Genomic DNA, 20,198 nt, shown 5'->3' with positions numbered 1-20,198 from the left:
CATCCGGCGGGTTTCTTCGCGTACGCCGCAAAATCCGCCATCACCGCGGCGGCGTCCCGCAGGGATCGCGCGCCCTAGTAGTCCTTGGCGCCGGGGCCGGCCATCCAGGCGGCGTAGAACTCCTCGTAGGCGTCGGCGAGCACGGCCTCGCGGGCGCGGGCCATGAGATCGATGAGGAAGTGTAGGTTGTGCACCGACAGGAGGATGGCGCCGAGCATCTCGTCCTGCTTCACCAGGTGGCGCAGGTAGGCGCGCGAGTGCGTCTGGCACGTGGGGCAGGCGCAGGCGGCGTCGAGCGGGCCGAAGTCGTCCTTGTACTTGGCGTTGCGCAGGTTCATGCGCCCGGTGCTCGAGAACGCCGTGCCCATGCGGGCCGTGCGGGTGGGCAGCACGCAGTCGAACATGTCGACGCCCTCGCGGACGGCGCGCACGAGCGTGGTGGGGTTGCCCACGCCCATGAGGTAGCGCGGCCGGTCGGCGGGGCACGCCCGGGCCACCTGCCCGAGCGTCTCGAACATCACGTCGTGCTCCTCGCCCACCGAGTAGCCGCCGATGCCGAAGCCGCCGAAGCGCCGCCCGCCCGCGGCCAGCGACTCCTCCTCGATGGCGCGCAGGCGGCGCACCGACTCGAGCCGCAGGTCGAGGTGCATGCCGCCCTGGACGATGCCGAACAGCGTCTGGTCGGGGCGCGCATGGGCCGCCAGGCAGCGGCGCGCCCAGGCGCTCGACAGGTCGACGGCCCGCTCCACGAACTCGCGCGTGGCCGGGTAGGGCGGGCACTGGTCGAGCTGCATGGCGATGTCGGCGCCGATCAGCTCCTGGATGCGCATGTTGTCCTCGGGCGTCCAGCGCACCTTCGCGCCGTCGTAGATCGACCGGAAGCTCACGCCGTCGTCGTCGAGCTTGCGCGTGTCGGCCAGCGAGAATATCTGGAAGCCGCCCGAGTCGGTGAGCATGGGGCCGTCGTAGGCCATGAACGAGTGGATGCCGCCGGCCGCGGCCACCAGCTCGGCCCCGGGGCGCTGGGACAGGTGGTAGGTGTTGGCGAGCACCACCTGGGCGCCCAGGTCGCGCAGCTGGGAGGGCATGACCCCCTTCACCGTGGCCGAGGTGCCCACGGGCATGAACATCGGCGTGCGGAAGGGGCCGTGGGCCGTCTGGTAGGTGAGGGCGCGGGCGTGCCCGCTCGTCGCGTCGCAGGTGCAGTCGAACAGCGCCATGGCTAGCACGCCCCCTCGGCCGCCGCGGTCGCGCCGCGGTCGTGGGAGGCCACGTCGTCGGCCACCGCGGCCGCCCGGGCCGCGGCCTCCGCCCGGTCGATGTCCCCCACCGCGTTGGCCGCGAAGGCGGCCTCCATGGAGTCGCGGGGGACGGGCCCGCGCAGGATGCCGCGCGCCGGGTCGGCGCAGGGGGGCAGCGCCTCCGCCCAGCGCTCGAGGTCGGCCATGGTGCCGTGGCGCACCGTCTCCAGGTCGTAGCCCACCGGGTCGAGCAGCCAGTCGGTCACCAGGAAGGCGTCGGCCCCCAGGTCGAGGAAGGCGAGGTCCTCCAGGGTGTTGTTGCCCACCATGAGCACGTCGGCGCCGGCCACGCCGAGCGCCGCCAGGTTCTCGGCGTAGTAGGTCTGCTTGGGCTTGACCGCCTTGGAGTTCTCGTAGCTGGTGATGCGCGCGAAGTCGGCCGGGTCGGCGCCGGCCCAGGCCAGGCGGTGCTCGACGGCGCGCAGCGGGAACATGGGCATGGTGGTGAGGGCGAGCGGGTAGCCCTTCGCGCGCAGGGAGGCCAGGACGCGGGCCGCGGCGGGGTCGGGGGCGAAGCCCTCGCCGATGCGGGCGAAGTCGACGTCGTAGAACTCGGCGAGCAGCACGTCCCAGTCGGCCGCGCCGGCGTCCACGTGGCGGTAGAACTCGTCCCAGTAGGCCTCGGCGTTGGTGCGGTCGTCCTCGTGGACGGCCATGGCGCGCGTGCCCGCCTTGAGGCCGGCCATGAAGCGCTCGGCGTCGAGCCCGCGCTCGGCGACGAAGCGGGCGATGGCGGCGAAGTAGGCGCCCATGAACTCGTCGATGTCCATGGGCAGGAGCGTGCCGTCCAAGTCGAAGCAGACGGCGCGGTAGGCGCGCGGGGCGGCAGGCGCGGGGCGGTCGGTCATGGGATCCCTCCTGGAGGGGCTCGAGGGTCGGTCGGGCGGCGGCCCGCCCGGCGGGGCGGCCGCGTCGCGGCGCGGGTGGCAGGGGCGCCCCCGCGGGCGTCATGGTAGTATAGCGCCCATGGACAACGTATCTGGGAAACCGACGAAAACGCTACTCCACGCCTGCTGCGGGCCCTGCTCGCTCGAGCCCGTGCGCGTCCTGCGCGGGGAGGGCGTCGAGCCCGTCGTCTTCTACGCCAACTCCAACATCCACCCCGCCGACGAGTACGCCCGGCGCCTGGCGACCCTGCGCGCCTGGGCCGAGGGCCAGGGACTCGAGGTCGTCGAGGGCGCCTACGACCCCGCCGCCTGGGAGGACGCCGCCGGGCGCGTGGGCGACGCGGCGCGGGCGCGCTTCGGCGTCATCACCCACGGGCCCGACCCGGCGCTGGCGAGCGGGGGCGGGGGCGCGGCGGCCCCGGCGCGCAACGACGATGCGCCCGGCGACGCCGACCCGGCCGAGGAGGCGCGCCGCGCGCGCTGCCGGGCGTGCTACCGGCTGCGCTTCGAGGAGGCGGCCGCGTGGGCGGCGGCCCACGGCTTCGACGAACTGGGCACGACGCTCTCGGTGAGCCCCTACCAGTACACCGCCGTCATCCGCGAGGAGCTCGAGCGCGCCTGCGCCCAGGCGGGCATCCGCGCGCGCTTCGACGACTGGCGCCCCTTCTACGACGAGGCCACGCGCCGCTCGCGCGAGGAGGGGATGTACCGCCAGAACTACTGCGGCTGCCGCTTCTCCGACGAGGAGGCCGCCGTCGAGCGGGCCGAGCGGCGTGCGGCCCGGGCTGCCGAGCGCGCAGCCGAGCGCGCCGCCCACGCCGAGGAGCGGGCCGCCGAGGAGGAGGCGCGCGCCGCGCGCCGCGCCGAGCGGGCCGCCTACGACGCCAAGCGCGCCCGGCAGCGCGCGGCCCTGAGGGCCCTGCGCGGGCAGGGCCGCCCCTAGGCCCCGGCCCGCCCTCCCCCATCCCGCTACACTCCATCGAAAGGAACCCCTGTGAGAACCGCCGACTTCGACTACGACCTGCCCGAGGAGCTCATCGCCCAGGCGCCCGCCGCCGTGCGCGACGAGTGCCGCCTGCTCGTGATGGATCGCGCCACCGGCGCGCTCGAGGACCGCGTCTTCCGCGACATCGCCGACTACCTGCGCCCGGGCGACCTCCTCGTGGCCAACGAGACGCGCGTCATGCCCGCGCGGCTGCTCGGCGCCAAGCGCGGCACCGGCGGAGCGGCCGAGGTGTTCCTGCTGCGGGAGTGCGGCGGCCCCGAGCCCCGCACCAACCGCGTCGCCTTCTGGGAGGCGCTCGTGCGCCCGGGCAAGCGCCTGAAGCCGGGCGCGGGGGCCGTGGTGGACTTCACGGACGCCGCGGGCCGGGTGGCCCTGTCGGCCGAGGTCATCGACTGGGCCCCCGGCGCGCAGAGGGGCGAGCGCGTGGCGCGCCTGTCCACCGAGCTGCCCTCGCTCGACGAGGCGCTCCACGCCGTGGGGCACACGCCGCTGCCGCCCTACATCCGCGACTACGCCGGCGACGAGGAGCTCTACCAGACCGTCTACGCACGCCGGGAGAGCTCGGCGGCCGCGCCCACGGCGGGGCTCCACTTCACACCCGGCCTCATCGAGCGCCTGAGGGCCCAGGGGGTGGAGTGGGCCACCGTCGAGCTGGAGGTGGGGCTCGACACCTTCCGCGTCGTGGACGAGGACGACCCGGCAGACCACGTCATCCACACCGAGCGCTACACGGTGCCGCCCGCCACGGTGGAGGCCGTGGGGCGCTGCCGCGCGGCGGGGGGCCGCGTGGTGGCCGTGGGCACCACGTCGGTGCGCTCGCTCGAGAGCGCCTGGGACGAGGAGGCGGGCACCCTGCTGCCGCGCGAGCGCGAGGCCACCTCGCTCTACATCCTGCCCGGCTACGAGTTCCACGTGGTCGACGCGCTCATCACCAACTTCCACGTGCCCAAGTCCACGCTCATGATGCTCGTGTCCGCCTTCTCGTCCCGCGAGCGTGTCCTGGCCGCCTACGCCCACGCCGTCGAGGAGCGCTACCGCCTCCTCTCCTTCGGCGACGCCATGTTCCTCCACTAGCGCCCGCAAACAAAAAGGGCCCCGAGGGGCCCTTTGAGCGTTTGCGGTAAACGAAGCGACTCGTTAGAGGCGCACGACATTGCTCGCCTGGAGCTTGCCGTTCTGGCCGGTGGTCACGTCAAAGGAGACCGCGGCACCCTCATCGAGGGTCTTGAAGCCGTCCATCTTGATCTCGGAGAAGTGAACGAACAGATCCTCGCCGTCGCTCTGGGAGATGAAGCCGTAGCCCTTCTCGGGGTTGAACCACTTAACAGTACCTTCCGCCATGATAATCCTCTTTTCCCTCCCCGCCGGACGGGGAATAATCCTACAGACCCTCAAAATGATGACCTGCTCGCTTTCATTTTGAAAGCACGGGGTTTACTATACGCCTTTTTGAGGGGGATGGCGGCGACGATTCCGTCCAAGGCGTGCTTTTTTTCCAAACTGTAAGAATAGGGTTCCCCAGGGGCGGGAAATCGGTCATAATTCCACTCGTTTTCCTGCTCTGACCTGGAGTTTTACTTAACTCTAACTTAAACGATCAGCGCAGTGGATGCTTAGATTTCCGAACGAAAAAAGAGCCTCTGACGTAGGCGCGGCGACCCCTTCCGCGGAGCCTGCGCGAGGCCTCCGCGCGCCCCTGTTCCCGACCCTCGCGAGGGCGCCTGGAGCGCCGCCGCGCAAGGCGCGGAAGCCCCGGAGGACTCGCGTGGAGCGCCGCGAGGCGCAGGGAGGAGACAGGTTGTCCGGCGCTATCGCGGCGAGAGCCGCCAGGGCATCCGCGAGGGCCCCGCGAACGGGCGCGCCGCCGCGAGGCGCGGCTAGCGGCCGGCCTCGGCGCGGAGGAGGAAGGCCTCCACCGAGACGGGGTCGCCGGCGTCGGCGTCGAGGTCGTGGCCCCAGGCGTCGGCGATGGCGCGCGCCTGAGCCTCGCGCAGGGCGGCCGCGTCGGGCTCGCCCGCCTCCGCCCGGTAGCGCGCCGCCAGCATGAGGCTGCGCGCCAGGTACTCGGTCACGTGGGGGTCGACGCCGGTCACCGCGAGCACGGACGCGATGGACTCGGGTGCCAGGGCCAGCAGCGTCTCGCCGTCCATCTCGACGGCGTTGCCCACGGCCGCCTCGAGCATGGCCGCAGCGCCGCGCGGGTCGCGCAGCCCCGTGGCGCGCTCCATCGACCGGCGCACCGCCGCCGCGAACTCGGCCAGAAGCCGCATGAGGTAGTCCTGCTCGAACATAGTCGGTCATCCCTTCACGTATCCGACGCCGCGCCCGCCCGTGCTAGGCCACGCCCTCGGGGGGCAGCATGCCGAGGTGCTCCCAGGCACGCGCGGTGGCCTGGCGCCCCTTGGGCGTGCGCACCATGAGCCCCTGCTGCATGAGGTAGGGCTCGTAGACGTCCTCCACCGAGTCCGGGTCCTCCGACAGCGCCGAGGCCAGCGTGGTGAGCCCCACGGGTCGGCCCGAGAACTGCACGCACAGAAGCTCGAGGATGCGGTTGTCCACCGCGTCGAGCCCCAGGTCGTCCACCTCGAAGAACGACAGCGCCTGGGCGGCCACGTCCTCGGTGATGCAGCCGTCGCCGCGCACCTGGGCCCAGTCGCGCACGCGCTTGAGCAGGCGGTTGGCCAGGCGCGGCGTGCCGCGGCTGCGGCGGGCTATCTCGAGCGCGCCCTCCTCCTCCACCTCGACCCCCAGGATGGCGGCCGAGCGGCGCACGATGGCGGCCAGCTCCTCGGGCGCGTAGTACGCCAGCCGAAACGCGATGCCGAAGCGGTCGCGCAGAGGCCCGGTGAGCAGCCCCGTGCGCGTGGTGGCGCCGATGAGCGTGAAGCGCGGCAGGTCGAGCCGGATGGAGCGGGCCGCCGGCCCCTTGCCCACCACGATGTCGAGGGCGAAGTCCTCCAGCGCCGGGTAGAGCACCTCCTCCACCATGCGGTTGAGGCGGTGGATCTCGTCGATGAACAGGACGTCGCCCTCCTCGAGGTTGGTGAGGATGGCGGCCAGATCTCCCGTGCGCTCGATGGCCGGCCCGCTGGTGGTGCGGATGGAGGCGCCCACCTCGTTGGCCACCACCTGGGCGAGCGTGGTCTTGCCGAGGCCCGGCGGCCCCGAGAACAGGATGTGGTCCACCACATCGCCGCGGCCGCGGGCGGCCTCGATGAGGATGGCGAGGGAGTCCTTCACCTTCGCCTGGCCGAGGTAGTCGCCCAGGCGCCGCGGGCGCAGCGACCGGTCGAGGGCGAGGTCGTCCTCCTGGAGGGCGGCGCTCACGGCGCGCTCGCGCGCGGCCAGGCGCCCCGCCAGGGCGTCCCGGTCGTCATCGCCCGCCTCGAAGACGATGCCCTCTATCTCAACGTCGCGTTCCATGGCCTCCTATCAGCTCCCCAGACGCTTGAGGGCATATTGTAGCAGGGCCGCCTCCGTGGCGCCCTCGGGCGCGCCCTTGAGGGCCAGGTCGGCCTCGGCGGTGGTGAAGCCCATGGACAGCAGCGCCTCGGCCGCCCCTTTGAGGCGGTCCTCGATGACCGATGAGGCGTCCTCCGCGCGGTCGAACAGCCCCAGGCCATCCTGGTCGAGGGAGCCCTTCAGCTCCAGGATGATGCGCTGGGCCGTCTTCTTGCCCACGCCGGGCACCTTCTGCACCAGGGCCACGTCCTGGGCGGCGATGGCGTCGGCCAGGGCCGCCGGCGAGAAGGTGGAGAGCGCCGCCAGGGCCACCTTGGGCCCCACGCCCGACACGGATATGAGGCGCTCGAACAGGGCCTTCTCCTCCTCGCCGAGGAACCCGTAGAGGGCGATGCCACTCTCGGACACCTGGAGGTGGGTGAGGATGCGCACCTCCTGGCCCACGGCCGGCAGCTTGGCGAGGCTGGCTTGGGACATGGCCGCGGCGTAGCCGACGCCGGCCACGTCCACGACGGCCGCCTGGGCGGTCTTGGCCGCGAGCGGCCCGCGGATGAACGCGATCATGAGGAGATATCCCCCCTTCCTCCCACGGCCGCGCGGCGCGCGGCGTCGTCGCGGGCCACGGCCGCGGCCACCGCCCTATCGAGGCGGGAGGCGCCCCGCGCGAGGCCCTCGTGGGTGCTGTAGCAGATGGCCGCCGCCAGGGCGTCGGCCGCGTGGTCGGGCGAGGGCGGCTCCGGCAGGCCCAGGAGCTGCGCCACCATGTACTGCACCTGCTCCTTCTCGGCCGAGCCCGTGCCGACCACGGCGAGCTTTATCTGGCTGGGCGAGAACTCCCCCACCGCGAGCCCTCCCTCGGCGCAGGCGACGAGGGCCGCGCCGCGGGCCTGGCCGGTGGCGAAGGCGGCCGTGACGTTGTTGCCGAACCACACCGTCTCTATCCCCACGCAGGAGGGCCGAAAGCGCCGCACGACGGCACCCACCTGGTCGTGCACCTTGAGCAGCCGCGCCCCGAGCCCATCGGATGCCCGGGTGGTCACGCAGCCGTAGGCCACGCAGGCCAGCCGGGGGCCGTCCTGGGACACGACCCCCCAGCCCGTGTGGGCCAGCCCGGGGTCGATGCCGAGTATGATGCGCTGGGTCCGCGACACGGAGGGCCCGCCTTCCTCTTGGGGTTAGCGGGCCCTATCTTAGAACATATGTTTGTCTAGTGCAAGCGGGATTCGCGTAAAGATCACAGGAACGTCTCGGGCTCCCGGCGCGCGACGCAGTTCTCCTGGAGCATGTGGGCCACGCCGTCCACCGGCGTTCCCTCGAAGGTCTTCGCCGCCTCGGGGCAGGCCTTCACGCAGGCGCAGCAGCTGATGCAGCACTCGTCCACCCGGCGCACGTCGGCCGGGTCGATGGCGCCCATGGGGCACACGTGCGCGCAGACGCCGCAGTCGGTGCAGGCGTCGGTGGTCACGGGCATGAAGGGCAGGTCGGCCTGGTAGTCAGTGTAGGGGCGGTTGCCGCGCGGCTCGGCGGCCGAGAGGTCGCCGGCGGCCAGCTTGGCGGCCACGGCGGCGCCGAAGGCCACGGCGGCCTCCACGTCGGCCGCGTCGGGGCGGTCGGTGCCCACCAGGCGCGTGAACGAGTGCTCGCCGACGAAGGCGCCGGCCGCGGGCACCGCGAAGCCCGCCTCCGCCAGGATGTCGGCCATCTCCACGAGCGCGTCGTCGAAGTCGCGGTTGCCGTAGACGGCCACGGGGACGGCGACCGCCCCCTCGCCGGCAAGGCCCGCCAGCGCCTCGGCCAGCACGCGCGGCACGCGCCCGGCGTAGACCGGGTAGCCGACCACGGCCACGTCCCCCTCGCCGAGCTCAAGCGCGAAGCCCTCGCGGGCCGGCGCCATCGTCAGGTCGACGTCTTGCGCCTCCATCCCCAGCTCCGCCAGGCCCTCGGCCACGGCGAGCGCCGTCGTGCGGCTCGTGTGCGTGGGGCTGAAGTAGATGACCGCCAGCTTTCCCGTCATGATGACCCCTCTCTCCTCGGCGGCTCCCGCCGCCCTCCTCCTTCTCCGATGCCTCCATTGTAGGCCCTTGCCGGGCCAGGGGGCGGACGCGACCGGACAGCCGGGCCGAAGTGACCGAGGGCCGCGCCCCGGAAAAGAGAAGGCGCCCGGGGCACGGGCCCCGGGCGCCTGGTAAGCGCGCTGAGGTGGCGGGCTACTCGTCGAGCGCCGCCGCGATCTCGTCGGTGATGTCCATCGTGTGGTAGACGTTCTGCAGGTCCTCGAGCTCCTCGAGCTTGTCGATGAGGCGCATGACCTTGCGTGCGTCGGACACGGACACGGCGGTGGGCGTGGTGGGCTCCATCGTCATCTCGGCGCCCTTGGTCTCGACGCCCTGCTCCTCGAGGGCCTTCTTCACGGCCATGAGGTCGGTGGGCGCGGTGTAGACGATCCACTCGTCCTCGGCGTCCTCGTAGTCGTCGCCGCCGGCCTCGGCCACGGCGAGCATGAACTCCTCCTCGTCGGCGGCCGCGCCGTTGGGGCCGATGGGGTTCTTCTTGTCGCCCGTCTCCACCTGCTTGGGGACGACGATCTGGCCCTTGCGCTCGAACTGGAACGCCACCGAGCCGGAGGTGCCGAGGCTGCCGCCCGCGTGGGAGAACGCGCTGCGCACGTCGGCGGCGGTGCGGTTGCGGTTGTCGGTCAGGGCCTCGCAGTACACGGCCACGCCGGCCGGGCCATAGCCCTCGTAGACGACCGTCTCGTAGTTGGCGGCGTCCTTGCCCGACCCGAAGGCCTTGTCGATGGCCGTCTTGATCTTGTCCTTGGGAAGCGAGTAGCCCTTCGCCTTCTCGATGGCCGCGGCCAGGGAGGCGTTGTTGTCGGGGTTGGGGTCGCCGCCCTCCTTCGCCGCCACGGTGATGTTGCGCGACAGCTTGGAGAAGAGGGCCGAGCGCTTAGCGTCCTGCGCGGCCTTGCGGTGCTTGGTGGTTGCCCATTTTGAGTGCCCAGACATAGACGATCCTTCCGAAGGGGTAAATTCCAGCCGTCTATGTTAGCACAGGGCGCGCCCGATCGGCCCGTCTTCTCGGGAAGGGCAGAAAGCGGCCGCGGTGGGGCGGGGCGAACGCCCCGCGCGCCGCCGCGGGCCCGGGCCGCGCGCCTAGCGGATCTGGACGACGTACATGACGTTGGTGGGGGTGGTGCCGTGGAAGGCGCTGCCGACGAGCTCCTCGGGGCTCGTGTCGGGGTCGCCCGCCGTGAACACCGCCAGGTCGCCCGGCTCGACGAGGCCGCGCGCGGCGACCACCGCCTCGGCCTTCTCGATGACCTGGCGCATGTCGCCGCGCACGTCGTCGTGCAGGGGCGTCACGCCCCAGGACAGCTGCATCTGGCGCATGACCCGCGGAGACGGCGTCACGGCGTAGATGGGCATGCGCGGGCGCAGGTTGGATATGAGGCGCGCCGTGCGGCCCGACATGGTGGGCGCCACGATGCAGGCGGCCTCGAGCGTCTCGGCCGTCTGGACGGCGGCCAGGCCCACCGCCATGGACACGCGGGCGCGGGTGCGCTCGCGGTCGGGGAAGCGCTCGTCGAACAGGCGCGGCTCGGTCTCCTCGGCGATCTCGACCATGGTGCGCACGGCCTGGACGGGGTACTTCCCCATGGCCGTCTCGCCCGAGAGCATGACGCAGTCGGTGCCGTCGTAGATGGCGTTGGCCACGTCGGCCACCTCGGCGCGGGTCGGGCGCGGGTTGCGGATCATCGAGTCGAGCATCTGGGTGGCCGTGATGACCGGCTTGGACTCGCGGTTGCAGGCGCGGATGATCATCTTCTGGATGTGGGGCACCGTGTACTCGGGCACCTCCACGCCCAGGTCGCCCCGGGCCACCATCACGCCGTCGGCCTCCTGGATGATGGAGTCGATGTTGCGCACGGCGTCGGCGTTCTCCACCTTGGCCACGATGCGGATGTCGCCCCCGCCGTTCGCGGCCAGGAAGTCGCGGATCTCGCGCACGCCCGCGCCGTCGCGGATGAAGGAGGCCGCCACGTAGTCGACGCCCTGCTCGATGCCGAAGAGGAGGTCGGCGCGATCCTTGTCAGTGACGGCCGGCAGCGGCACGGACACGCCGGGGACGTTGACCGACTTGCGCTCGCCCAGGGTGCCCGCGTTCTCGACGGTGCAGAACACGTCGGCGCCCTCCACCGACTCGACGGTGAGGCCGATGAGGCCGTCGTCGAGCAGGATGCGGTCGCCGGGAGCCACGCAGCCGGGCAGCTCGGGCGCCGTCTGGCTGACGCGGAAGGCGTTGCCCTCCACGTCGTCGGCGGTGAGGATGAGCGGGTCGCCCGCGGCCAGGCGCACCGGCGCGCCGCCGGCGAGGCGCCCCGTGCGGATCTCGGGCCCCTTGGTGTCGAGCATGACGGCCGTCGGCGAGCCGAGCGCCTGGCGCACGCGGCGGATGCGCGCGATGCGCTCGGCGTGCTCGGCGTGGGTGCCGTGGGAGAAGTTGAGGCGCGCCACGTCCATGCCGGCGGCGATGAGGGCGGAAAGCGTCTCGTCGTCGTCGACGGACGGTCCCATGGTGCAGATGATCTTCGTGCGCTTGGTCATGGCGCTCCCCTTCCGAACGGCCCGCGGCGCCCCTCTCGGGCGCGCTCGGGGCCATCATAGCAAGAGGCGCGCCCGACGGTGCCGGGCGCGCCCCAAGCGCAGCAGGTTGGTTACCTGGGAGCAGGCGGGGCAGGGCGCCCCTCCCCCGCGACCCTAGGCCTCGGCGCCCTCGCGCAGCCACAGGCCCGTCTTGCCGCCGTCCTTCCGAAGCAGCCGCACGTCCATGATCTCCATGCCGCGGTCGACCGCCTTGCACATGTCATAGACGGTCAGGCACGCCACGGACGCCGCCGTGAGCGCCTCCATCTCGATGCCGGTCTTGCCGGTGACGCCGCAGGTGGTGGTGACGTGGATGCCCACGCGGCCGTCGGCGCGCTCGCCGGCGGTCACGGGCGCGCACTCCACCTTCGCCTTGGTGATGTTGAGCGGGTGGCACATGGGGATGAGGTCGCTCGTCTTCTTGGCGGCCATGACGCCGGCCACGCGCGCGCAGGCGAGCACGTCGCCCTTGGCGGCGGTGCCGGTGGTGATGAGCTCGAGCGTCGCCGGGTTCATGGCGATGAAGCCCTCGGCCACGGCCACGCGCTCGGTGTCGGCCTTCTGCGACACGTCCACCATGCGCACGTCGCCCTGCTCGTCGATATGGGTCAGCTGCTGGTCGGTCATGTTCTCTCTCCTCGTGGTATCACGCGGCACGCGGGGCCGCGACGAACTCCTGCTGGCCAGGCGGCGCTATCCCCCGATCTGGGACATGCCGCGCTCGGTGCCCACGCGGTCGTGGTGCTCGTCGGGCTTGGCGCCCAGGGCCTCCATGAGCACGGCGCGCACCGCGTCCTCGCCGCCGTCGCGCAGGGCCGCGCGCACGTCGAACTCCTCGTCGGAGAACAGGCACGGGCGGATCTTGCCGTCGGCAGTCATGCGCAGGCGGTTGCACTCGCTGCAGAAGTGGCGTGACAGCGGGGATATGAACCCGACGGTGCCCTGGGCCCCGGGGAACTGGAAGTAGCGCGCCGGGCCCCAGCCGACGGGGCGCGAGCCCCCAGCCGGCACGAGCGCAGGCATCCCCGCGGCGGCCGCCCGCTCGTTGATGAGGTCGAACAGCTCCTCGCTGGGGATGACGTCCTTCTTGCCCCAGCCGCAGCCGTCGATGCCGGCCGAGTCGCCCACGGGCATGTACTCGATGAAGCGCACGTGCAGCGGGCGGTCCACCGACAGCCGGGCGAAGGCGAGGAAGTCCTGGTCGAGGCTCTTCACCGTGACGGCGTTCACCTTCACCGGGTTGAGCCCGGCCGCGAGCGCCGCGTCGATGCCGGCCAGCGCGTCGTCGAGGTTGCCGCAGCGGGTGACCATGCGGAACTGGTCGGCGTCGAGGGTGTCGAGCGAGATGTTCACGCGCGAGAGCCCCGCCGCCTTCAGGTCGTCCACCATCTGGGGCAGAAGCACGCCGTTGGTGGTCATGGACACGTTCTCGATGCCCGGCATGGCCGTGATCGAGCGCACGAGCTCGACCACGCCCTTGCGCACGAGCGGCTCGCCGCCGGTGAGGCGCACGTTCTTGATGCCGATGCCCGCGGCGATGCGCACGAGCTCCTCGATCTCCTCGATGCGCAGGATCTCGTCGTGGCTCATCTGCGCCACGCCCTCGGCGGGCATGCAGTAGATGCAGCGGAAGTTGCAGCGGTCGGTCAGCGACAGCCGCAGGTAGTCGATGGTCCTGCCATGGGCGTCCTTCATGGGCACCCTCCGTTTCTCCCGATGGCCGCCGCGGGCGGCCGCGAAGCCGCTTGCGGCGGCTCCCCTCTTCTTCTCGGCGCCATTATACACGAGCGAGGACAAAGGGCGCGCCCTCGCGCGCCCGTCCGGCGCCGCGCCGCCCTGCGCGCCGCGCGCCACCCAACGCGCCCGTCCCCGGCGGCCGCCCCTAGCGCGTCACCAGGTAGATGCGGTCGGGCGGGATGCGCACCCACAGCTCCTCGCCGGCCTGGGGCAGGCCGTCTGAGCGCAGCTTGCTCACGCGCCAGAACAGGTGCTGGTGCAGGTAGGTCATCTCGTTCTCGTCGCTGCCCACCGCGTCGGGCGCGCCCTCCTCGCGATCGACGAACCCGAGCAGCGCCGTGCGCTCGAAGCGCGAGTCACTCACGCGGTCCACCCGCACCCGGTAGCAGTTGGGCCCCGGCCCGTCGGCCCGCTCCAGGTAGGAGGCGCGGATGCCGAGGCACCGCACGTCGGGGGGCACCTCCTCGTCCGTCTCCACCGTGACGCCCCACTTGGGCAGCAGCACGCGATGGTCGCCGGCGTAGCGGGCCTCGGGCGCGTTCTTGCAGCCCGACAGCTTGAGCGCGGCCTCGGACTGCGGGCGGTTGACCAGGTCGTCCCCCGTGTCGATCTCCATGATGCGCCCGGCCTCCACCACGGCGATGCGGTCGCAGAAGCGCAGGGCCTCGTCGATGTCGTGGCTCACGTACAGGATGGTGCCGCTGAAGGCGTCGAACAGGCTCACCAGGTTCTGCTCCAGAAGCCCCTTGAGGTGGGCGTCCAGCGCGCTGAACGGCTCGTCGAGCATGAGGATGCCCGGACGCGCCGCCAGCATGCGGGCGAGCGCCACGCGCTGCTGCTGGCCGCCCGAGAGCTGCGCGGGGTAGCGCTGGCCGAAGCCGCGCAGGCCGAAGCGCTCGAGCTCCGCCGACACGATGCGCTCGCGCTCGACCCGGGGCACGTCGCGCCCGATGCCGGCGGCGACGTTGTCGGCCACGGTCAGGTTGGGGAACAGCATGTAGTTCTGGAACAGGAGCGCCGTCTTGCGCTGCTGCGGCGTCAGGTTCACCCCGGCCTCGGAGTCGAAGAACACGCGGCCGTTCACCACGATGCGGCCCTCGTCCGGCGTCTCGATGCCGGCGATGCAGCGCAGGGTGAGGCTCTTGCCGCAGCCCGACGCGCCGAGGAACCCGACCGTCTCGTCCCCGGCCGCGAAGGCCACGTCCAGCGTGAAGGCGCCGAACGACTTGCGGATGTCCACCTCGAGGCTCATCGCGCCCCCTCTCCGGCCGGGCCCGCCGCCGCGGTTCCGGCGTCGTCGCCCGCGGCCGCCAGCGTCGCCGGCGCGCGGCCGTCCCGCGCCCCGGGCCCGCCTACCGGGCGGCCCGCGCCGCGCTCGCCGCTCGGCCGCCGCCCGTTGCGGCGCGGCTTGGGCGAGCGCCCGTCGGGCCGCGCGCTGCGGCGGTACTTGGTGGTGTGGCGGCTCCACAGGTTGATGAACAGGATGACCACGAAGCTGAACACGATGAGCGTGATGGTCCAGAACCAGGTGGCGGCCTGGTTGCCGTTCATCCACTCGAAGTAGATGGCGATGGGGATGGTGCGCGTGGATCCCAGCTGGTTGCCGGCGAGGAACAGCGTGCAGCCGAACTCGCCGAGGGCGCGCGCGAAGGCGAGCACCGTGCCCGCCGCGATGGACGACCACGCCAGCGGCAGCATCAGCCGGAAGAAGATGCGGGGGTTGGACCACCCGAGCGTGCGGGCCGCGTCCATCATGTTGGGGTCGAGCGCCTCGAAGGCGCCGCGCGCGCTGCGGTACATGAGCGGGAAGGCCACCACCACCGCGGCGATCACCGTGGCCTGCCAGCTGAACACGAGCGGAAAGCCCACGTCGATGAAGAACTGGCCGAGCGCCGTGTTGCGCCCCAGCAGCATGAGCAGCAGAAAGCCGCACACCGTGGGCGGCAGCACCATGGGGATGGTGAAGAGGGTGTCGAAGACGTCCTGGGCGCGGCTGGAGATGCGCATGGTGAAGTAGGCGGCCGCGAGCCCGAGGAAGAACACGATGAGGATGGCCGTGCCCGAGGTGCGCAGCGTGATCCACAGGGGCGACCAGTCGAGCTCGGCGAGGAAGGCCCCCAGCTCGTCGAGGGGGCCGCCCGCGCCGGCGATGACGGCGGCGTCGGCCGGCACGAGCCGGCAGGTGTCCATCTGCGCCGGAGCCACCTCGGCCTTCACGTCGAAGCCCGCGTCCGGGCCGCTCACCGTGGCGTACCAGCGCCCCTCGGCCAGCTCGCGGCCGAAGGCGAAGGTCACGTCGCCCCGGATGAGCGCCGCGCCCTCGGCTCCCCCGGGATCGCCGACGAAGGCGACCCAGGCGTCCTGGCGCCCAAGCGGGCTCACGCCCGCGGCGTAGTTGTCGTCCAGCGCAACGAGGAGCGCCTTGAGCGGCGCGAGCGAGGCCTCGTCGGCCGGGTCGATGCCGAACTCGTCGGCCACGGCGCGCGGGATGAACAGCACGGCGACGTCGGCCGTGTTGACCACCGTCACCACGTCGGGGCCGGGCATCTGGTAGGCGTAGCCGTAGTCCACGCCGCCGATGGCGCGAGCCGACCCGGTGCGGGCGCACTCGAAGGCCTCGGCCGCGTAGGCGACGCCCTCGATGCGGGCGGCGGCGCCGTCGGCCGACACCTCCACCGGCTCCCCGGCGGCGGACGCGGCCTCGTCGGCCCAGGCGCGGGCGGCCCCCGGCGCGGCGGCCCAGAGCGCGCACGCGAGCGCGAGCGCCGCGAGCACCCCCAGCGCCGATGCGCGGCGCGCTTGCCTGCGTGTATCCATGGACGTCCCTTCAGATGACGAGGGCGGGACGCCCCCTGCGACCCGCCCTCCGTATTATTCCAGAACAAGGAGCGTTCCGTAAGCCCCCGCTAGGCCAGCTCGAAGCCCCACTTCTGCCAGATCTTGGCGCAGTCCCCGTCGGTCAGGCACCACTCGAGGAAGGCGGCCGCGGCCTCGGCGTGCTCGGAGTCGGCACAGACGGCGCCGGGGTACTGGATCTTCTTGTGGGTGTCGCCGGGCACCACCGAGACGATCTCCACGCCGCCCATGCGGTAGACGTCGGAGGTGTAGACCATGGCGATGTCCACGTCGCCCGTCTCGGCGTACTTGCACACGTCGCCCACCTTGGCGCCGAGCGTCACCAGGGGCTGGAGCGTCGCGGAGAACTGGCCGCCCTTGCCCGTGGCCTCGGCGCCCGTCTTGCCGTCCGGCTCGAGGTAGCCGCCCACCGTGGAGAGCGCCTGGCAGGCGTAGTTGCCGGCCGGCACGGCCTCGTCGCCCACGGCCAGGGTGTAGGCGCCGGCGGCGATGTCGGCCAGGGTGATGTCCTTCCCCACCAGCGGGCCGCCCTGCTTGGTGACGACGACCAGGTCGTTCAGGAACAGGGTCTGGCGCGTGCCCTCGTCGACGTAGCCCTTCTCCACCGCGGCGTCCATGGTGCCCGCCGACGCGGTGATGAGGACGTCGGCGTACTGGCCGGCGCCGAGCATCTCGTTGAGCGTGCCGGACGCCTCGTACTGGGTGTCGGCGAAGGTGACGCCGGGGTGCTGCTCGGTGTAGAGTGCCTGGGCCTCGGCCATGGCCTTGGTGAGCGAGTTGGCCGCGAACACCTGCAGCTGCACCGACTCGGCCGGCTGGGACTGGGGGGCGTCGCCCGCCTTCGCGCCGTCGCCGGCCCCCGCCTTCGCGCCGTCGCCCGCGCAGCCGGCGAGCGCCAGCGCGCCGACGAGGGCCAGGGTGGCTGCCGCCGCTGCCGCGGCCCGTGCCTTCTTCATGGGTTCCTCCTTCATCCGATCCCATCGCCGGCCGGGCAAAACCCTAAGCGCTCCGGTAAGCGATCCTTCGAGACGTATATTATTCTTTATCGAGAATATAGTCAAAGAAAATTATTTGTATTTGAGGATAATCATCGCGAGAGGTACCGCCAGGCGCGAGCCCCTCCCCCGCGCACGGCCGGCCGCCTCGGCGCGCGCGTCCCCGGCGCGCTTCCGAGGAGGGGGCGGGCATTCGCGCCGATGCGCACGGGAGGTGCGCGCCCCGCATGCGCCCTCCCCCGCGTGGCCTACAGGGGCAGCATGCGGGCGCTCATGTCGAGGGGCTTGGCGCTGAAGGGGGCGGTGGTGGCCAGGCCGTCGACGCCGGTGGCGGCGTAGGCGGCGGCGTTGGACGGGTTGATGCCGCCGGCCGCCACCAGGGTGAGGCGCTCGTCGATGGCGCGCAGCTCGGCCACGAGCGCGGCCAGCTCGTCCACGGGCACCTTGTCCAGCTGGATGCCGTCCACCCCGGCGCGGGCGAGCACCCGGGCCTGGTCGGCGTCGGCCTCCACGAACAGCTTCTTCTCGACGCAGCGGCGGCGGATGGCCGGCAGCTGCGCGACGAAGGCGTCGAAGCCGCCGATGAACGCCAGGTGGTGGTCGAAGACGAGCACCGTCTCGGACAGCCCCAGCCGGTGCGGGAAGGCGCCGCCGGCCATGACCGCGGCCGTCAGCAGGTCCTTGGCGCCCGGCAGCGACTTGCGCGTGGTGAGCACCTCGCAGGCCGGGTTGGCGCCGTGAGCCGCGTCCACCATGGCGCGGGTCTTGGTGGCCACCGCCGACAGGTGGTCGAGCACGTTGAGCCCCGCCTTCCACAGCAGGTGCAGCTGGCAGGCCGGGCCCTCCGCCGCCAGGAGCACGTCCCCCGCCGCCACGCGCTCGCCGGGCGCCCGCGTGGCGGCGACCTCGAGCCCGAGGGCCGCGGCCTCGGCGGCCACCACGTCGGTGCCGGCCACGACGCAGTCCTCGCGCGTGAAGTACTCCAGGCGCCCAGGCGCGTCGCCGACGCCGAGCACGGTGCTGGTCAGGTCGATGTAGGGCACGTCCTCGGCGATGAGCTCGTCGATGCGCGCGCGGGAGAATCGGACGGTCATGGCGGTTCCTCTCTGCGGGGCTTCTCTCTCGTCAGACAGGGTAGCGAATCGGCCGCCCGCTGGCAAAGGCCCCCTATATAAGAGAGGGGCCGGCCCCGCAGGACCGGCCCCCTTCCCCGAGCGCCCGGCGGGCGCCCTCGCGTCGCGCGCTAGAGCATCGGCGCCACGGTGCCGAGCACCTCCACGTCCACCATGGAACCCGTCTCCCAGCGCTCTCCGGCGGGGACGGCGACGAAGCCGTTCACCGCGCCCACGTTCTGAGCCAGGGTGGCACCAGCCGGCACGGGCGCGGCGTGCAGGACGCCGTCGTGCTCGGCGAGCACCAGGCGAGCCAGCTGCTCGAAGCCCGGACGCGCGCCGAGCGGCGCATCGAGCACCGCCGGAACCGCCACGCGGCGCGGCAGGGGCTGCCCGTAGCCGTGGCACACCAGGCCGTGGACGAGCCAGTCTGCCGCCAAGAGCGCAGCTATCATCGGCCCGGGGACGTTCACGGCCGGCTTGCCGCCGACGATGGCCAGCCCGATGGGACGCCCGGGCACCGCCCGCACGCCGTGGGCGAAGAACGACGCCCTCTCGGCCAAAAGCTCGGAGTTGAAGTCCTCCGACCCGCGGGACGACCCGCCGTTGACGAGCACCAGGTCGCACTCGGCCAGGGCGCGGTCAAGGGCAGCGGCCAGGGCGTCGCGGTCATCGGCCACGATGTCGTAGGCCACCAAGTCGGCACCCCACTGGGCGCAGTAGGCCCCCAGGGCGAGCGAGTTGGTCTGGACGTTCTGCCCGCGCGTCGGCTCCACGCCCACGGAGACGAGCTCGGTGCCGGTGGGCACATAGCCCACGCGCAGGCGGCGCAGCACCGGCACCTCAGCCCAGCCGCCGGCGGCCAGAAGCGCGATGGCCTCGGGCGTGAGCAGGGTGCCGCCCCGGTAGAGCAGCTCGCCGTCGGCCATGGTGGCGCCGGCCGGCTTCACCGCCAGGCCGGGGCGCACCTCGACGCCCGGATCGACGGCCACCGACCCGTCCTCCCGCAGCTCCACGTCCTCGATGGCCACCACCGCGTCGAACTCGTCGGGGAAGTCGTCCCCCGTGTCGGCCCGCACGTAGTCGCGCCCCAGCTTCCAGCCCGCCGTGTCGGGCATGCCGTCGGCGAAGTCCGTCGAGCGCACGGCGATGCCGTCGAAGGACGACACGCGGTGGCGCGGCAGGTCGTAGCGCGCGTGGCAGTCCCGGGCCAGCACCCGGCCGCAGGCCCGCGCCGCCGGAACCGCCTCCTCGCAGAGCCGCGGACTCCACCGCGACGTCAGCGCCCCCAGGGCCTCGTCCCGCGTGAGCGCGGCATCGATATCGAACTTCATGGCTCCCTCCGTTCCTCCCGCCGGCCAGCGCCGCGGGCCTCTCTCCGTATTATTCTTGATTTAGAATATAGTCACCCTACAATAATACCTGGCCGCGCCGGATGCGGCCAGGCGGCGCCGGCCGCCCCTCCCCTCGCAAGCAGAAGGAGCATGCCGTGCCCCAGCCCGACGACCACAGCCTCGCGAGCCGCTACGCCCGCCTCCCCCTCTTCGAGGGGGTGCCGGCGGAGAAGGTGCCCCGGGTGCTGCGCTGCCTCAACGCCAGCGTCCGCCGCTACGACCGCCAGGAGCATATCGTGGAGCCGGGCAGCCGGCAACGGCACACGGGCTACCTCTGTGCCGGGCACGCACGGCTAGTCAGCTACGACGTCGCCGGCAACACCTCCATCCTAGGCGAGTACGCCCCCGGGTCGGCCATCGCCGCCGAGCGGTTCTTTGGGCTCGAAGCCCCCTCCCACGGGTGCGTGGTGGCCGTCGAGCCCTGCGACGTGCTCGTCCTCGACCTTGACGCCGCGGTGGAGGCCAGGCCCTGCTGCAGGGCGCATGTCACGCGCATCCGCGAGAACCTCGCCCGCATCGCCCTGCGGATGAACGCCGACCTCCTGCGGCGCCTCGGGATCTTGTCCCAGCGTACCACGCGCGAGAAGGCGCTCGCCTTCCTCGCCCAACAGGCCGAGGCGGCCGGCGCCGATGCCTTCGACATCCCCTACTCCCGCCAGGAGCTGGCCGATCTCCTCTACGTCGAGCGCAGCGCACTCTCCCATGAGCTGGGGCGCCTCCAGGACGAGGGGCTCATCCGCTTCCGGCGGCGACGCTTCGAGCTGCTTCGCCCCCTCCGGTAGCGGCGCGGGGCCGGGGCGGC

The 20,198-nt window shown here is 72.3% G+C and carries 20 protein-coding genes; 3 read left to right on the top strand and 17 right to left on the bottom strand.

Features of this window, described 5'->3' with window-relative positions; genetic code table 11:
- Nucleotides 1-74: 74 nt before the first annotated feature.
- Nucleotides 75-1,220, bottom strand: a complete 1,146-nt coding sequence (gene tgt / locus LPT13_RS04700) for a tRNA guanosine(34) transglycosylase Tgt (protein WP_242164016.1) — start codon at nt 1,218-1,220, stop codon at nt 75-77.
- Nucleotides 1,221-1,222: 2 nt separating this feature from the next.
- Entirely contained in the window at nt 1,223-2,149 is a 927-nt protein-coding gene (locus LPT13_RS04695) for an HAD family hydrolase (RefSeq protein ID WP_242164013.1), read from the bottom strand.
- Between the two features lie 118 nt (nt 2,150-2,267).
- Between LPT13_RS04695 and LPT13_RS04690 the strand changes: the two genes are divergently transcribed.
- Together LPT13_RS04690 and queA are read left to right on the top strand one after the other, a co-directional pair.
- Nucleotides 2,268-3,131, top strand: coding sequence for an epoxyqueuosine reductase QueH (locus LPT13_RS04690; RefSeq protein WP_242164011.1), 864 nt, complete (start codon nt 2,268-2,270; stop codon nt 3,129-3,131).
- A 51-nt stretch (nt 3,132-3,182) separates the two neighbouring features.
- A complete protein-coding gene (gene queA, locus LPT13_RS04685) occupies nt 3,183-4,268 on the top strand; it encodes a tRNA preQ1(34) S-adenosylmethionine ribosyltransferase-isomerase QueA (RefSeq protein WP_242164009.1) in 1,086 nt (361 codons plus the stop codon).
- Between the two features lie 63 nt (nt 4,269-4,331).
- On the opposite strand, the gene LPT13_RS04680 is transcribed toward queA, so the two are convergent.
- From LPT13_RS04680 to LPT13_RS04610, 15 genes are all read right to left on the bottom strand, one after another.
- The gene (locus tag LPT13_RS04680) at nt 4,332-4,535 is read right to left on the bottom strand and encodes a cold-shock protein (RefSeq protein ID WP_160708638.1); all 204 of its coding nucleotides are present in this window, start codon (nt 4,533-4,535) and stop codon (nt 4,332-4,334) included.
- Between the two features lie 536 nt (nt 4,536-5,071).
- Entirely contained in the window at nt 5,072-5,485 is a 414-nt protein-coding gene (locus LPT13_RS04675) for a hypothetical protein (RefSeq protein ID WP_242164007.1), read from the bottom strand.
- A 43-nt stretch (nt 5,486-5,528) separates the two neighbouring features.
- The gene (ruvB, locus tag LPT13_RS04670) at nt 5,529-6,617 is read right to left on the bottom strand and encodes a Holliday junction branch migration DNA helicase RuvB (RefSeq protein WP_242164005.1); all 1,089 of its coding nucleotides are present in this window, start codon (nt 6,615-6,617) and stop codon (nt 5,529-5,531) included.
- A 9-nt stretch (nt 6,618-6,626) separates the two neighbouring features.
- Nucleotides 6,627-7,220 carry a Holliday junction branch migration protein RuvA gene (gene ruvA, locus LPT13_RS04665; protein WP_242164003.1) on the bottom strand — a complete coding sequence of 198 codons (594 nt, stop codon included), beginning with the start codon at nt 7,218-7,220 and terminating at the stop codon, nt 6,627-6,629.
- Nucleotides 7,217-7,807: a crossover junction endodeoxyribonuclease RuvC gene (ruvC, locus tag LPT13_RS04660; protein ID WP_242164001.1), complete on the bottom strand. Its 591-nt coding sequence runs from the start codon at nt 7,805-7,807 to the stop codon at nt 7,217-7,219. The genes ruvA and ruvC overlap by 4 nt, the downstream gene beginning before the upstream one ends.
- Before the next feature lie 83 nt (nt 7,808-7,890).
- Nucleotides 7,891-8,670 (bottom strand): 4Fe-4S binding protein, encoded by a 780-nt coding sequence (locus LPT13_RS04655; RefSeq protein WP_242164000.1) that lies wholly within the window; start codon nt 8,668-8,670, stop codon nt 7,891-7,893.
- A gap of 193 nt (nt 8,671-8,863) precedes the next feature.
- Nucleotides 8,864-9,664: a YebC/PmpR family DNA-binding transcriptional regulator gene (locus LPT13_RS04650; RefSeq protein ID WP_242163998.1), complete on the bottom strand. Its 801-nt coding sequence runs from the start codon at nt 9,662-9,664 to the stop codon at nt 8,864-8,866.
- 147 nt (nt 9,665-9,811) lie between these two features.
- The gene (gene pyk, locus LPT13_RS04645) at nt 9,812-11,263 is read right to left on the bottom strand and encodes a pyruvate kinase (protein WP_242163996.1); all 1,452 of its coding nucleotides are present in this window, start codon (nt 11,261-11,263) and stop codon (nt 9,812-9,814) included.
- Between the two features lie 153 nt (nt 11,264-11,416).
- Complete coding sequence (gene moaC / locus LPT13_RS04640; protein ID WP_242163994.1) at nt 11,417-11,929, bottom strand: cyclic pyranopterin monophosphate synthase MoaC; 513 nt, start codon at nt 11,927-11,929, stop codon at nt 11,417-11,419.
- 66 nt (nt 11,930-11,995) lie between these two features.
- Nucleotides 11,996-12,997 carry a GTP 3',8-cyclase MoaA gene (gene moaA / locus LPT13_RS04635; RefSeq protein WP_242163992.1) on the bottom strand — a complete coding sequence of 334 codons (1,002 nt, stop codon included), beginning with the start codon at nt 12,995-12,997 and terminating at the stop codon, nt 11,996-11,998.
- A 187-nt stretch (nt 12,998-13,184) separates the two neighbouring features.
- Nucleotides 13,185-14,291 (bottom strand): sulfate/molybdate ABC transporter ATP-binding protein, encoded by a 1,107-nt coding sequence (locus LPT13_RS04630; RefSeq protein WP_242163990.1) that lies wholly within the window; start codon nt 14,289-14,291, stop codon nt 13,185-13,187.
- A complete protein-coding gene (gene modB / locus LPT13_RS04625) occupies nt 14,288-15,856 on the bottom strand; it encodes a molybdate ABC transporter permease subunit (protein WP_242163986.1) in 1,569 nt (522 codons plus the stop codon). Before modB ends, LPT13_RS04630 begins: the two co-directional genes overlap by 4 nt.
- An 89-nt stretch (nt 15,857-15,945) precedes the next feature.
- Complete coding sequence (gene modA / locus LPT13_RS04620) at nt 15,946-16,851, bottom strand: molybdate ABC transporter substrate-binding protein (protein WP_242163984.1); 906 nt, start codon at nt 16,849-16,851, stop codon at nt 15,946-15,948.
- Nucleotides 16,852-17,138: 287 nt separating this feature from the next.
- A complete protein-coding gene (modD, locus tag LPT13_RS04615) occupies nt 17,139-17,984 on the bottom strand; it encodes a ModD protein (protein ID WP_242163982.1) in 846 nt (281 codons plus the stop codon).
- A 149-nt stretch (nt 17,985-18,133) separates the two neighbouring features.
- On the bottom strand, nt 18,134-19,336 hold the full coding sequence (locus tag LPT13_RS04610; protein WP_242163980.1) for a molybdopterin molybdotransferase MoeA: 1,203 nt from the start codon (nt 19,334-19,336) through the stop codon (nt 18,134-18,136).
- A gap of 155 nt (nt 19,337-19,491) precedes the next feature.
- Between LPT13_RS04610 and LPT13_RS04605 the strand changes: the two genes are divergently transcribed.
- Nucleotides 19,492-20,178, top strand: coding sequence for a Crp/Fnr family transcriptional regulator (locus tag LPT13_RS04605; protein ID WP_242163978.1), 687 nt, complete (start codon nt 19,492-19,494; stop codon nt 20,176-20,178).
- Nucleotides 20,179-20,198: the final 20 nt, after the last annotated feature.

This window comes from Adlercreutzia faecimuris, assembly GCF_022669055.1.
GTDB lineage: Bacteria > Actinomycetota > Coriobacteriia > Coriobacteriales > Eggerthellaceae > Enterorhabdus > Enterorhabdus faecimuris.
Note: the sequence above shows the minus strand (reverse complement) of the source record. Positions and strands in the feature narration are given on the sequence as shown.

Coding starts and splice junctions, on each gene's coding strand:
- LPT13_RS04690 (WP_242164011.1), top strand. CDS start 2,268: ATGGACAACGTATCTGGGAAACCGACGAAAACGCTACTCCACGCCTGC.
- ruvB (WP_242164005.1), bottom strand. CDS start 6,617: ATGGAACGCGACGTTGAGATAGAGGGCATCGTCTTCGAGGCGGGCGAT.
- pyk (WP_242163996.1), bottom strand. CDS start 11,263: ATGACCAAGCGCACGAAGATCATCTGCACCATGGGACCGTCCGTCGAC.
- moaA (WP_242163992.1), bottom strand. CDS start 12,997: ATGAAGGACGCCCATGGCAGGACCATCGACTACCTGCGGCTGTCGCTG.
- modB (WP_242163986.1), bottom strand. CDS start 15,856: ATGGATACACGCAGGCAAGCGCGCCGCGCATCGGCGCTGGGGGTGCTC.
- moaC (WP_242163994.1), bottom strand. CDS start 11,929: ATGACCGACCAGCAGCTGACCCATATCGACGAGCAGGGCGACGTGCGC.
- LPT13_RS04680 (WP_160708638.1), bottom strand. CDS start 4,535: ATGGCGGAAGGTACTGTTAAGTGGTTCAACCCCGAGAAGGGCTACGGC.
- modD (WP_242163982.1), bottom strand. CDS start 17,984: ATGACCGTCCGATTCTCCCGCGCGCGCATCGACGAGCTCATCGCCGAG.
- LPT13_RS04610 (WP_242163980.1), bottom strand. CDS start 19,336: ATGAAGTTCGATATCGATGCCGCGCTCACGCGGGACGAGGCCCTGGGG.
- LPT13_RS04630 (WP_242163990.1), bottom strand. CDS start 14,291: ATGAGCCTCGAGGTGGACATCCGCAAGTCGTTCGGCGCCTTCACGCTG.
- LPT13_RS04675 (WP_242164007.1), bottom strand. CDS start 5,485: ATGTTCGAGCAGGACTACCTCATGCGGCTTCTGGCCGAGTTCGCGGCG.
- modA (WP_242163984.1), bottom strand. CDS start 16,851: ATGAAGAAGGCACGGGCCGCGGCAGCGGCGGCAGCCACCCTGGCCCTC.
- LPT13_RS04695 (WP_242164013.1), bottom strand. CDS start 2,149: ATGACCGACCGCCCCGCGCCTGCCGCCCCGCGCGCCTACCGCGCCGTC.
- LPT13_RS04655 (WP_242164000.1), bottom strand. CDS start 8,670: ATGACGGGAAAGCTGGCGGTCATCTACTTCAGCCCCACGCACACGAGC.
- ruvA (WP_242164003.1), bottom strand. CDS start 7,220: ATGATCGCGTTCATCCGCGGGCCGCTCGCGGCCAAGACCGCCCAGGCG.
- tgt (WP_242164016.1), bottom strand. CDS start 1,220: ATGGCGCTGTTCGACTGCACCTGCGACGCGACGAGCGGGCACGCCCGC.
- LPT13_RS04650 (WP_242163998.1), bottom strand. CDS start 9,664: ATGTCTGGGCACTCAAAATGGGCAACCACCAAGCACCGCAAGGCCGCG.